Here is a 12,930-nt window from a genome sequence, read left to right on the forward strand (position 1 = left end):
CGATGAAAAAAACGCCAGGCTTTGGGGGCCTGGCGCGGTTCCGGTGTCTTCCGGCACTAGGGCCGGAACGCCCTCGCCTGTTACTTGATGCTGATCTGGTCGAACACACCGCCGTCGGCGAAGTGGGTCTTCTGGGCCTTGGTCCAGCCGCCGAAGACTTCGTCGATCTTGAACAGCTTGACCGGCGCGAACTGCTTGGAATACTTGGCCGCGACCTTGGCATCGGTCGGGCGGTAGTAGTTCTTGCCGGCGATTTCCTGGCCTTCCGGCGAGTACAGGTACTTCAGGTACTCTTCGGCGACCTTGCGGGTGCCGCGCTTGTCGACGACCTTGTCCACCACGGAGACCGGGGGCTCGGCCAGGATGGAGATGGACGGCGTGACGATGTCGAACTTGTCCGGGCCGAGCTCCTTGACGGCCAGGTAGGCTTCGTTTTCCCAAGCGATCAGCACGTCGCCGATGCCGCGCTCGGCGAAGGTGGTGGTCGCGCCGCGGGCGCCGGAATCCAGCACCTTCACATTGCCGTAGATCTTCTTGACGAAGTCCTTGGCGGTGGCGTCGGTACCGGCCGGCTGCTTGAGGGCGTAGCCCCAGGCGGCCAGGTAGTTCCAGCGGGCGCCGCCGGAGGTCTTCGGGTTCGGGGTGATCACCTCGATGCCGGGCTTCGCCAGGTCGTTCCAGTCCTTGATCTTCTTGGGGTTGCCCTTGCGGACCAGGAAGACGATGGTGGAGGTGTAGGGCGAGGCGTTGTGCGGCAGGCGCTTCTGCCAGTCGGCCGGCACCAGCTTGCCATTTTCGTGGAGGGCGTCGATATCGGCGGCCAGGGCCAGGGTCACCACGTCGGCTTCGAGGCCGTCGATCACCGAGCGGGCCTGCTTGCCGGAACCGCCGTGGGAAGCCTTGACGGTCACGTCTTCCTTGGTCTTGGCCTTCCAGTACTTGGCGAAGGCGGCGTTGTAATCCTGGTAGAGCTCACGGGTCGGGTCATAGGAAACGTTCAGCAGCGTGACGTCGGCGTGGGCCAGGCTGGAAAGGCCGAGAACGAGGGCGAGAGACAACAGCGAGCGGCGGGCGATGCGCGATTTCATTGGGCTTCCTATTAACTAACGATGAGTGAAACCGAGTCTAGAGACGAAGATTCGAATGGCGAACCAAGAAAAATTCGTTTGCTTATTCCTGCCGCAGTGAATTCCTAATCAGGGATTTGCCGCAGCAGGAAACGCAGTGGATGGGGCTCAGCGGGACGCGCTGGCCTGGCCGATGGCGGTGCGCAGATCGTTCAGCGTGACGACGCGCGGGCCGTGCAGCGCAGCGATCTGCTCCACGTCGAGCCCGAGCTTGCGGATGTTGTCGTAGAGATTCACCGAGTACGGGTTGAGACTGGTTGGCGGCGGCACGTTGGCGGCCGTCGGCGTGTAGGCGTCGGCCTCGATGAGGATCTTCTCGGCGGGCAGGTAGATCAGTGCGAAAGCGTCGCTGTGGCCACTGCCGGCGATGCTGTGGATCTCGATGCGGCGCTTGCCGTCGGTCAGCACGCGCTTGCCCTCCACGGCAGCGAACTGGGCGTTCTTATGGGACTTGGCCAGGCTGTCCGGATTGATGCTGCGCTGCGTCCCCCAGATCTTGCGGTAATAGGCCACGTTGGCCGCCGGCGTGACGATGGTCGCGCCTTCATTGACGAAGGTGCGCAGGCCACCGGAGTGGTCGAAGTGGGCGTGGGTGTTGACCAGAAACCTGATCGGCTTGCCGGGGATGGCTTCCTTGACCTTGGCGATCACTGCCTGGGAGCGCTCCTCGTTGAGTGGTGCCTCGACGACGACCACGTGATCCTTCTGCTCGATGGCCACGCTGTGGTGGGTGCCGCCGGTCAGGTACAGCACGCCTTCGGCGAGCTTGGTGACCGTCACCGTCGAGGCGGTGGGCTTGGCGTTCACCACCTCGGCCGGCACCGGCAGGTCGACGGCCGGGTTGGCCTTCACGTCGCTGATCTGCAGGTCGAGCACCGGGTAACCGCCCTGCACGCGCTCGATCTGCGACGGAAAGTACAGGTTGCCGAAGTTGCGGTAGCCGAAGAAGCGGGTCTCGACGAGGGTGTCGCCGAGCACCGGGTTGTCGATCCAGGTGCGCACCTTCACCACCTGGTTGGCGGCGTTGATGATGCCAACGAAGCGGTAGTGCCCGTCGACGGTGAAGCTCACCTCGGCCTCGCCGGCCTTGACCACGCTCCTGGCGTTGTTGGCCTGCGCCGCGCGCAGGAAGCCCTGCGGCGTGGACCAGATCTCGGCCAGCCGCTCGGCGAGCGCGGTGGGCTGCGACGTCGGCGCCGGACTGGCGGCATTGCCGGTGGGCAGGTTCCAGGCGTGGGCCCCGCTGACGTACTGGTCGACCTTCTGCTCGACGGGCGCCGGGCGCAGGCGGCCCGGCTCGATGGTCTGGCTGCGGGTGATCTGCACCCGCGCGCTGGCGCTGTCGTAGTTGAAATCGGCGGCGTAGCGGCTGACGTCGAAACGCGGCCAAGCCAGCGTGGGGTTCGGCGCCTGGCCGAACTGGAACCACTGGCCGGTCCCGGTGAGGGACAGGGAATGAGTGTCCGCCGCGTTCAGGGCCTTGACGGCGCCTTCCAGGCTTTGTGCCGCCACCGGCATGCTGGCGGCGAGAGACAGGGCTGCGGTAACACCGATGACGGGAAGTACGACCTTGCGCATGAAACCCCCTGAACATGGGCCCGCGAACGGGCCTTATCGAGTGAATGATGTTCAGGCTTCGGCAAGAAGCATACCCAGCTCAGATCCCTGGCCGGGAGGGGCACGGCGAGGCTTTGTTTCTTCAGGGGTTTTCGGGCCGCTCTGCAAGCTGCGTGCAAGCTGGGGCAGAAAGGGCCACGGGCTGCCGGATGTTTCGCATCCAGCAGCCCGTGGTGGAATTACAGCAGGCAATGGGGAATTCCGGGCAGCGGCACCGGAGGCCGGAAATCAGATCTCGAACCAGCCCGGCAAGGCGCGGCGGTAGCGGCGAACCTCGACGAGGGTCGTCGGCACCAGGTCGGTGATGATCTGCCACAGGCGCTCGCGGCCCTGCCGCGGGGATCCGATAGCAGCAGTGTTGAGGGTCTCCCAAGCGTGCCAGTCGACGTGCTCCATCTCCTCCTTGTCCGCCTCCGGCATGTCGCGGGCGCTGACGCGCATCACCTCCAGGCACTCGACGATCTTCTCGTGCAGGGACGGCGAGGCGAACAGGGATTCCCGGTCCCGCCCGGCGGCACAGCGGACGATCGCCACACCGGCATCGTGCAGGTTTCCGAGCAGCGCACTGCGCAACACAGCGTTGCCGACCTGGGGAGGCGTTGCCGCGTTGGCGCGGCGGGGAACGGGGGAATTGCTCATGTCGATCTTTCCAGTAATACAGCCGGACCAGCCGGGGCGTGCATTTTCGTCCTAATGTATGTACGAAATATGACTCGGCGCGCAGCTAGTTGTAAGCAAGGAATGCACATCGCCAGTGTGGAATTCGGCCAGAAAGCGCCGGATCGCGGGCTCGAAGCGGCCGGCATCGATCAGGAAGCCGTCATGCCCATGCTCGGAATCGATGGCGATCAGGCTGGCCCGCACCAGTTGGCGGACAAGAGCAAGTTGATCCTCCAGCACGTAGAGCGCGTCCGACGGCACCGAACCGACCAGCACCGGCTGGCGGATCTGCTCCAGCGCCAGCCGGCAGCCGCCCCGTCCGCGCCCGATGTCGTGGGTGTCCATCGCGTCGAGGAGCACCCGGTAGCTGTGCGCGTCGAAGCGGCGGGTCAGACTATCGGCGTGATGGCGCACCCAGCCCTGCACGGCCAGCGCATCCGGATCGGCGGCCCGCGCGCCGAAGATCTCCTCGGCCGCGCTGCGCCCGAAGCGCCGGCCCAGCGATGCCGGGCTGCGGTAGCCGACCATCGCCATCGCCCGCGCCGCAGCGAGGCCCGCCAGCGGCGGATCGGACGGATCGTAGTGGCCGTTGCGGTACTTCGGATCGGCAGCCAGCGCCAGGCGCTGGGCTTCGCTCCACGCCACGCACCAGGGCGAATGGGCCGCCGACGCGGCGATCGTCACCACCGCGCCAACCCGCTGCGGATCGAGCAGCGCCCACTCCAGCGCCTGCAGGCCGCCCATCGACCCACCGATCACGAAGCGGACTCGGCGGATGCCGAGGGCGTCGGCCAGCGCGATCTGCGCCCGCACCTGGTCGCGAATGGTGAGGCGCGGGAAACGCGCCCCCCACGGCCGCCCGTCCGGTGCCGGCGTCGTCGGCCCGGTGCTGCCGTAGCAGCCGCCCAGCACATTGCTGCAGACGATGAACTGGCTGCTCGGGTCAAGCGCCCTGCCCTTGCCGAACAGCGGCGCCCACCAGTCATCGGCATCTGCCGAGCCAGTCAAGGCGTGGCAGACAATCACCGCGTTGTCGGCCCGTGCCGACAGCTGGCCCCAGGTCCGGAAGGCGATCTGCGCGCCGGGCAGGCTGTCGCCCGACTCCAGCGCGAAGTCACCACCCATCTGGAACAGGCGGGTCTGGTCGGACAGGCGCACAGCGCTCATGCCGCCGCTTCCAGCCCAGCCCGGCGCAAGGCGTGGTCGAAGTCGGCCTTGATGTCCTCGATGTGCTCGATGCCCACCGACACGCGCACCAGATCCGGCCGCACGCCGGCGCTCTTCTGCTCGGCCTCCGACAGCTGCTGGTGGGTGGTCGACGCCGGGTGGATGACCAGCGTCTTGGCGTCGCCGACGTTGGCCAGATGGCTGGCCAGTTCCACGTTGTCGATGAAGGTCCGCGCCGCGTTGGCGCCGCCCTTGATGCCGAAGTTGAGCACCGCACCGAAGCCGTTTCGCAGGTACTTCTTGGCCAGTTCGTGATAAGGGCTGTCTTCCAAGCCGTTGTATTCGACCCACGCCACCTGCGGATGGGCCTTCAGCCAGCGGGCCAGTTCGAGGGTGTTCTCCAGGTGGCGCTGCACGCGCAGGGACAGGGTCTCGACGCCCTGCAGCAGCTGGAAGGCGTTGAACGGCGACAGGCTCGGGCCGATGTCGCGCAGGCCTTCGACGCGGGCACGGATCGCGAAGGCGATGTTGCCGAAGGGGCCGCCGCTGCCGAAGACCTCCCAGAAGTTGAGGCCATGGTAGCCCGGCGCCGGCTCGGTGAACAGCGGGAACTTGCCGTTGCCCCAGTCGAACTTGCCGGAATCGACGATCACCCCGCCGATGGACGTGCCATGGCCACCGATCCACTTGGTGGCCGACTCGACGACGATGTCCGCGCCGTGGTCGATCGGCCGGGCGATGTAGCCACCGGCGCCGAAGGTGTTGTCGACGATCAGCGGAATGCCGGCCGCGTTGGCGATCTGCGCCAGCGCCTCGAAATCGGGGATGTTGAAGCGCGGGTTGCCGATGGTCTCCACGTACAAGGCCTTGGTGTTGGCGTCGATGGCGCGGCGGAAATCCTCCGGGTCGTCGCCCTCGACGAACTTCACGTCGATGCCGAGGCGCGGCAGCGTGACCTTGAACTGGTTGTAGGTGCCGCCATACACATAGCTGGTGGACACGATGTTGTCGCCGGCCTGGGCGATGGTGGTGATGGCCAGGAACTGGGCGGCCTGGCCGGAGCTGGTGGCCACCGCGGCGACGCCCCCTTCGAGCGCGGCGATGCGCTGTTCGAAGACGTCGGTGGTGGGGTTCATGATGCGGGTGTAGATGTTGCCGAACTCCTTCAGCGCGAACAGGCGCGCGCCGTGGTCGGCGTCATTGAAGGTGTAGGACGTGGTCTGGTAGATCGGCACGGCGCGGGCATTGGTGCCCGGCGCCGGCTGCTGGCCGGCATGGACCTGCAAGGTTTCGAAGCGGTAGGCGGCTTTGCGGTCGGTCATGGAAGCGCTCCTTGGTCTATCTGTATCGGTCTGTTGTCGTTGCCTATGCCGGCCTGCTCAGGCCCACACGCCGCTGCGGCGGTCCTCGACGCGCTTGGCCTTGTGGGTGGCGCGGGGCAAGGTGTCGGGCGGCAGGATGGTCACCACCGCGCTGACGCCGGTGATCGACTTGAGCTGGCGCCCGAAGTGGTGGGCCAGTTCCTCGTTGCTGCCGGTAAATGCGGCGCTGCGCTCCAGCTCCACGGTGAGGCGGTCCAGGTGGTTTTCCCGCTCGACGATCAGCCGGTATTCGCCAGTCAGGTTGTGGTCGCGGCGGGCGATGGCCTCCACGTCGCTGGGGAAGAGGTTGGCGCCCTTGATGATCAGCATGTCGTCCAGGCGCCCATGCACGCCCTGCAGACGGATCGACGTGCGGCCGCAGCCGCAGGGCTCGGACGTGAAGGACACGATGTCACCAGTGCGGAAGCGGATCATCGGGCGGGCGCTCTTCTTCAGCGTGGTCAGCACCAGTTCGCCGCGGCCGCCCTCTTCCACCGGCTCGTTGGTCTCCGGGTGCAGCACCTCGACGAGGATGTGGTCCTCGGCCCAGTGCAGGCCGTCCTTCTCCTCGCACATGCCGGCGCAGGAGCCGAAGATGTCCGATAGTCCGTAGTAGTCATACACCGACGCGCCCCACAGATCCTCGATGCGCTGGCGGGTTTCCGGGATCGAGCCGCCGGGTTCGCCGGCCACGAAGATGCGCCGTACGGCGAGGTCCTTGCGCAGGTCGATGCCTTCCTTGATCGCCGTCTCGCCGAGGTACCAGGCGTAAGACGGCGTGGTCCAGATGGCCGTCACCTGGAACTGGCGCAGGATGGCCAGCAGGCGCTCGGACGGCACGGTGCCAGCGTGGATCGACAAGGCACCGAGCTTCTGCGCACCGAGCACGCAGGGGCCTCCGACGAACAGGGAAAAGTTCAGGGAATGGGCGTAGCGGTCTTCCGGACGCAGCCCGGAAGACCAGAACTGGCGCGCCTCGTAGTCGATCCACTCATCGAAGTCAGTGGCGCTGAAGGGCGAGGCCGTCGGCACGCCGGTCGAGCCGCTGGATGCGGAGATGTAGACGATGTCCCGCTCAGGCACCGCCACCAGATCGCCGAAGGGCGGCAGTGCCAGCTGACGTTCCCGCAGGGTCTGCTTGTTGATGAAGGGGAAGCGGCGGATGTCGTCGAGACTGCGCACCTCTTCCGGATGCACGCCGGCCGCGTCGAAACTGGCCCGGTAGAACGGGGAGTTGTAATAGGCGTGGTGCAGGTGCTTCTGCAGCAGCTGCAGCTTCAGGGCATCCCAGTCGGCGCGGGACTGGGTTTCGAGGGCTTCGTCCCAGAAGGGGCGATGGTTTGGGGCAGGCGCGGAGAGGCGGGACATGATACGGACCAACGAATACTCGAAGGCCCGACTCTAGTCCCGCCCCTCCGGGGGCCCAACCAAGCAATTCTTATGAGCTTAGCAGCTGCATGCCGAATAGCTTTTCAGTTGCAGTACCGAAATCGCCCGTTTTTCAGCCCTGCCAGGGCTGGGCCGGCGAGCCGCTCCACGCCGTCTGGGCCGGCAGGCTTTCGCCCTTCATGACCAGGGTCAGCGGCCCGAGGCGCACGCCGTCGCCGATCCGGCTGTCGTACAGCACGGTGCCGCGTACGCCGACCGTCACCTGCGCGCCGATGTCGATGCGGCCGATCTTCATGATGCGGTCTTCGAACAGGTGGGTCTGCGGCCCCGACCAGGCGTTCAGCTCGGCCTGGTCGCCGATCGTCACGCAGTCGAACTCGGTGATGTCGGTGGTATCCATATACACGCCGCGCCCGGTGTGCACGCCTATCAGGCGCAGGACCACCGGCAGCATCGGCGTGCCGCGCAGGTATTCGAGGAAGTTGGGCACAGCGATGGACTCATAGACGCTGGTGACCGCCTCGCTGACCCACACGAAGGGCGTCCACATGGGGATCGCCCGCGGCCGGTAGCGGCCGATCAGCAGCCACTTGAGCACCACCACCAGCAGAAAGCCGCCGATGCCGTAGCAGATGCCCGCCAGCGTCAGCTGCCAGGACAACTTGAACCAGTTCTCGTCGGCGGCGGCCGGCATGGCGGCCAGCACGATCACGTAGCCGACGCCGATGATCAGCGACAAGGGAATCAGGATGCGTGCCGCCTCGACGATGCCGCGGCCGATGCGCCGCCAGATGGACGGGCGGAAGGTCAGCGAATCCGGGAAACCCATCACCTCCTCGCGGGACGGCAGCTCCAGCGCCGGTGAGCCGAGCCAGGTCTGGCCGGAGGCCATCCGCTCGGTGGCGGGCGCCTTCGACTGCACGCCGAGCAGCACGCCCGGCGGCAGCGTCGTGCCGTCCGGCACGTAGGCGCCGTTGCCGACGAAGCTGCGCTGGCCGATCACCGTGTTGTCCACCGACATCCAGCCGGCGTCGATCTTCTCGTCGCCGAGCATCACCGCGTCAGCGATGAAGGCCTCGTCGCCGAGGGTCAGCATGTCCGGCACGATGCCCATCGCGGTGGAGATTTCCGCGTCGCGGCCGATCTTGGCGCCGAGCAGGCGATACCACACCGGCGCGTAGATCGTCGCGTACACCCCGTGCAGCACATTGAGGCTGGCCACCTGGATCTGGTTGGCCAGCCACTTGCGGCAATACACGTTGCTGTGCACGGGCCAGGTGCCCGGCAGCAGGCGCGGCAGCACCAGCCAGCGGATGGCGGCGGCGATCAGCGCGGTGCCGATGACCAGCACGCTACTGGCCGGCAGCGCCAGCACCGTATAGCGCATGACGGCCCACAGATAGCTGTGGGCACCGGCGGCCGACGGATCGAAGGCGCCGTCGTCGAGCGCGTCGATCAGCACAAAGGTCGGGAAGATCGGCAGGAAGAACAGCAAGGCCGTCATGGCGGCGCCCAGCCCGAAGAAGACCGCTTCCAGCTTCCGGCGCAGGGCACTGACCGGGGGCCGAACCAGCCTTTCCTTATCCGTCAGGTGGCGCACGTAACGAGCCGGCGAACCGTCCCACACTTCCCGCTCGCCGATCCGTCCGCCCCGCGGCAAGGCCGCCAGGCCTTCGATGCGCCCGTGGGGCGCGATCGTCGTGTCGTCCTCCAGCACCACGTAGGAGCCGACATTGCTCTCCGCGCCGATGTCGATGGCGCCGACGATCAGCTCCCCACCCTCGACCCGCACGTTCTCCAGGTTGACCTGGGAGCCGATGCTGGCGCCATCGCCGACGGACAGCAGCCACGGCTGGCGGATCGTCACCGAGCCGATCACCACGTCCTCGCCGATGCGCGCGCCCAGGGCCCGCAGATAGCCGCAATACAGGGAAGAGCCCGACAGCAGATAGGCCGGCGCGGTCTGCTGCAGACGGTCAGCCAGCCACCATCGGAAATAGGTCGCACCCCACAGCGGATAACGCCCTGGGCGGATACCGACCAGCAGGATCCGGCTGCCGACAACCGCCACGCCGAAGGTGACGAGGTAGGTGCCGAGGAAGACCAGCATCGACGCGCCCATCGCACGCCACACGCTGTCTCCCGGATCGCCGGTGAAGAAGTGGTAGGTGAAGAACGGCGCCAGCCAGTTGAGGATGTGCAGGCCGATCATGAAGGGCAGCGTCACCGCCTGCGCGAGGCCGCACAGGAAGCGCCGCAGCGGCGGCACCTGCACGAAGGGGCGCGAAGTGACGGCCGAGTGGCGGCGGGCGCCCTCCTCCATCGCTGCCGCAATGTCCTGGACGCGACGCTGGCAATACACGTCGCGGACGGTCATGCCGGTGAAACGCGGATCCGTTCGCAGCGAAGAAACCAGGCGCGCGGCCAGCAGGGAGTGGCCGCCGAGATCGTTGAAAAAGTCACTGTCCCGACGGATCGACAACCCCGGGAAGAAGCGGGCCAGACCGGCAAACAGCGCAACCTCCGCCTCGGTGGCCGGCTCGTCCGACTCCGTCGCGATGATCGGCGCGCTCATCGGCATCGCGCGCAAGACCTTGCGGTCGATCTTGCCCGAGGTCAGGCGCGGGATCGTCTCGATCAGCTCGAAGTGGCTCGGCACCATGTAGGACGGCAAGGTCTCGCGCAGATGGGCGCGCAGGCCAGCCACATCCAGCCGCCCACTCTCCGCCGCCATGATGTAGGCAACCAGTTGTTCGAGGTCGCCGACCGGCTTGAGCACCACTGCCGCCGTCGCGTTGACGAGCCGGCGGGTCAGCGCCGCCTCGATCTCACCCAGCTCGACGCGGAAGCCGCGCACCTTGACCTGGTCGTCGGCCCGCCCCAGGCACGCCACGCGGCCCTCCCCGTCGATGCGGGCTAGGTCGCCGGTGCGGTAAAGGCTTGCCTCATGGGGATGCTCCGCCCACGGATTGGGCCGGAATTTCTCGCTGGTCAGCTCGGGCCGTCCCAGGTAGCCAGCGGCAACCCCCGGTCCGAAAATGCACAGCTCGCCGGTTTCGCCAGCGGGCAGCAGCTTCATGTCGGCATCGACGACGAGCAGGCCATAGTTGGGCAGCGGGCGGCCGATGGTCACCGCCTCGCCCGGCGTCAGCGCCGTGATGCTGGCCGAAACGGTGGCCTCCGTCGGGCCATAGGTGTTGAAAACCTGCCGCGATGGCGTCGCCCAGCGGTCGGCCACCGACTGCGGGCAGGCCTCGCCGCCCAGATTGATGAGCCGCAGACCGGGCACATCGGTCGCAAAAAGCGCGAGCAGCGTCGGCACCGCATGCAGCACGGTGATGCCATGATCCTGCAGCGCCTTCGGCAAGGCATCCGGATCGGCGGTGATCTCCTGCGGCGCGATCCACAGGCTGGCGCCGACCAGATAGGCGATCCAGATCTCCTCGAAGGACATGTCGAAGGCGACCGAGAAACCCTGGTAGATCCGGTCATCGCCGCGAATGCCGAGCACCTCGTTCTCGCTGCGCAGGAAATGGCAGATCGCCCGCTGGCTGATCGGCACGCCCTTCGGCACACCCGTCGAACCCGAGGTGTAAATCACGTAGGCCGGATCGTCCGGGCTCGCGCCGCTCCGGCGACGCAAGGGCGACAGGGCATCACGCAACAGCTCCGCCGGCGACCACGCCGGACATTCGATCGTGGGACGTTCCCGCTGCGTGATCAGCCCTGCGCCCTGCGCGTCCTTCAGGCACACGGCAACCCGTTCGGCCGGCGCATCCGCGTCGAAGGGCAGCCAGGCGGCACCGGTCTTGGCAATGGCCAGCTGGGCCACCAGCAGTTCGACACCTCTGGGCAGCCACAGGCCGACAATGTCGCCGGGCTTCACACCGGCCTCGATGAGGTGATGCGCCATCAGGTCCGCGCGCGCGTCGAGCACACGGTAGGACAGGCACTCCGTTCCCCAGATCAGGGCCGGATGCTCGGGATGGCGACGCGCGGTCGCCTCGAAAAGGTCCGCCAGGGTTTCTTCAGCGAGGAAATCCGGTCGGAGGGGGCCTTTGACAATCATCGGAGATCAGCAGAGTCGGTCACCCCCTGCCCACGTTCCGCAAGGCGGACGTGGCAACGCGCAGTGGAAGCGCTCGGGCTCCAACTGCGGCAGGGAATCACGGGATGTGGATGCGGCAGGCGTTGTGCCAGGAAAAACGACACATGCTTATAGCAGAACCCCCTTGCAACTGACTGACCGGATGCCCGTACAGACAGTGACAGGAGGGAACAGCGGGAAGCGGGCATCGATAGCATCGCCAGTAAGCCGTATTTGCCGATTTCGGCAGTGGAAATGAAAATGGAGCAAAGTCGATTTTGACTTTGCTCCATTTTCATTTGAGTGCAAATAAAATTTCTATTTGCACTTGAATTGGTGGTCGGGGAAAGAGGATTCGAACCTCCGGCCCCTGCGTCCCGAACGCAGTGCTCTACCAGGCTGAGCTATTCCCCGACGCTTTACTGCTGAATTAGCGCTGCTTTGCTAATTCCCTAAAACAGAAGACGTTCATTTTACACTTAATTTCGACTTTGTAAAGTATTTTTTAAATACTTTTTAAATCTGCCGAAGCTCAGTATTTCCGTGCAACTGCGAAGGACGACAATTCTACCAACGATTCCTTAAAAATGGAAGAGGGAAGTTGATTAAGTGCATTAAGCGCGAGCTTGGCCTCTTCTTCAGCCACCTTACGGGTGGCTTCGATCGCACCGGATTCACGAATGGCACTCAGCACCGCTGCGAAGTCGTCCCGTCCGCCGGTCTCGATGGCCTTGCGTACACAGGCCGCCTGCTCGGACGTGCCGTGCTGCATGACGTGGATCAGCGGCAGGGTCGGCTTGCCTTCGGCGAGGTCGTCGCCAATATGCTTGCCGGTATCCGCTTCTTCGCCGGAATAATCCAGCACGTCGTCGATCAATTGGAAAGCCGTACCGATATGCATGCCGAAGGCAGCAAGGCTGTCCTCGAGTTCCTGTCCGACGCCACCCAGAATACCGCCGAGCCGAGCCGCCGCTTCAAATAGCTTGGCCGTCTTGTAACGGATCACGCGCAGGTAATCGTCCACTGCGACGTCGGCGTTGTGGCAATTGAGCAATTGCAGGACTTCGCCTTCGGCAATCACGTTGGTGGCGTCCGCGAGAACGCGCATCACCTTCATGTTGTCGGTGCCGACCATCATCTGGAAAGCGCGGGAATAAAGGAAATCCCCGACCAGCACAGAAGCCGCATTTCCGAACAAGGCATTGGCCGTCTTGTTGCCACGGCGCAATTCGGACTCGTCGACCACATCATCGTGCAGGAGCGTCGCGGTGTGAATGAATTCCACGACCGCCGCCAATTCACGATGGTAGCTACCCTGATAACCGGCCGCGCCAGCGGTGAACAAGACCATGGCCGGACGCAGTCTCTTGCCGCCACTGCCGATGATGTACTCGGCCACCTGGCGGATGAGGACCACGTCGGAGTAGAGGCGTTCCCTAATGACGGCGTCAAGCGCCTTCATGTCTTCGGCGATCGGCGCGTAAAGCTGCGTGAGAGACAAGACCATGCCCAGGATAGGAAA

8 protein-coding genes and 1 tRNA gene are annotated in these 12,930 nt (G+C 65.5%); all 9 read right to left on the reverse strand.

The window, feature by feature from the left end; translation table 11 throughout:
- Window positions 1-80: 80 nt before the first annotated feature.
- Complete coding sequence (locus AC3QL2_RS02330) at window positions 81-1,088, reverse strand: sulfate ABC transporter substrate-binding protein (RefSeq protein ID WP_493233667.1); 1,008 nt, start codon at window positions 1,086-1,088, stop codon at window positions 81-83.
- Window positions 1,089-1,235: 147 nt separating this feature from the next.
- Complete coding sequence (locus AC3QL2_RS02335) at window positions 1,236-2,705, reverse strand: MBL fold metallo-hydrolase (protein ID WP_493233669.1); 1,470 nt, start codon at window positions 2,703-2,705, stop codon at window positions 1,236-1,238.
- A 267-nt stretch (window positions 2,706-2,972) separates the two neighbouring features.
- Entirely contained in the window at window positions 2,973-3,383 is a 411-nt protein-coding gene (locus tag AC3QL2_RS02340) for a hypothetical protein (protein WP_493233670.1), read from the reverse strand.
- Between the two features lie 51 nt (window positions 3,384-3,434).
- The gene (gene metX / locus AC3QL2_RS02345) at window positions 3,435-4,571 is read right to left on the reverse strand and encodes a homoserine O-acetyltransferase MetX (protein ID WP_493233672.1); all 1,137 of its coding nucleotides are present in this window, start codon (window positions 4,569-4,571) and stop codon (window positions 3,435-3,437) included.
- Window positions 4,568-5,893 (reverse strand): O-acetylhomoserine aminocarboxypropyltransferase/cysteine synthase family protein, encoded by a 1,326-nt coding sequence (locus AC3QL2_RS02350; RefSeq protein ID WP_493233674.1) that lies wholly within the window; start codon window positions 5,891-5,893, stop codon window positions 4,568-4,570. The genes metX and AC3QL2_RS02350 overlap by 4 nt, the downstream gene beginning before the upstream one ends.
- A 57-nt stretch (window positions 5,894-5,950) precedes the next feature.
- Window positions 5,951-7,300, reverse strand: a complete 1,350-nt coding sequence (locus AC3QL2_RS02355) for a phenylacetate--CoA ligase family protein (RefSeq protein WP_493233676.1) — start codon at window positions 7,298-7,300, stop codon at window positions 5,951-5,953.
- Window positions 7,301-7,433: 133 nt separating this feature from the next.
- A complete protein-coding gene (locus tag AC3QL2_RS02360; RefSeq protein ID WP_493233677.1) occupies window positions 7,434-11,390 on the reverse strand; it encodes a Pls/PosA family non-ribosomal peptide synthetase in 3,957 nt (1,318 codons plus the stop codon).
- A 355-nt stretch (window positions 11,391-11,745) separates the two neighbouring features.
- Window positions 11,746-11,822: transfer RNA gene (locus AC3QL2_RS02365), tRNA-Pro, on the reverse strand.
- Window positions 11,823-11,940: 118 nt separating this feature from the next.
- Window positions 11,941-12,909: an octaprenyl diphosphate synthase gene (gene ispB, locus AC3QL2_RS02370; protein WP_481118878.1), complete on the reverse strand. Its 969-nt coding sequence runs from the start codon at window positions 12,907-12,909 to the stop codon at window positions 11,941-11,943.
- Between the last annotated feature and the right edge of the window lie 21 nt (window positions 12,910-12,930).

This window comes from Zoogloea sp. GW822-FHT05C07 (assembly GCF_058800215.1).

What these genes read in the sequence shown, in the direction of transcription:
- AC3QL2_RS02340 (WP_493233670.1), bottom strand. Translation starts at nt 3,383, where the DNA reads ATGAGCAATTCCCCCGTTCCCCGCCGCGCCAACGCGGCAACGCCTCCC.
- AC3QL2_RS02350 (WP_493233674.1), bottom strand. Translation starts at nt 5,893, where the DNA reads ATGACCGACCGCAAAGCCGCCTACCGCTTCGAAACCTTGCAGGTCCAT.
- metX (WP_493233672.1), bottom strand. Translation starts at nt 4,571, where the DNA reads ATGAGCGCTGTGCGCCTGTCCGACCAGACCCGCCTGTTCCAGATGGGT.
- AC3QL2_RS02335 (WP_493233669.1), bottom strand. Translation starts at nt 2,705, where the DNA reads ATGCGCAAGGTCGTACTTCCCGTCATCGGTGTTACCGCAGCCCTGTCT.
- AC3QL2_RS02360 (WP_493233677.1), bottom strand. Translation starts at nt 11,390, where the DNA reads ATGATTGTCAAAGGCCCCCTCCGACCGGATTTCCTCGCTGAAGAAACC.
- AC3QL2_RS02355 (WP_493233676.1), bottom strand. Translation starts at nt 7,300, where the DNA reads ATGTCCCGCCTCTCCGCGCCTGCCCCAAACCATCGCCCCTTCTGGGAC.
- AC3QL2_RS02330 (WP_493233667.1), bottom strand. Translation starts at nt 1,088, where the DNA reads ATGAAATCGCGCATCGCCCGCCGCTCGCTGTTGTCTCTCGCCCTCGTT.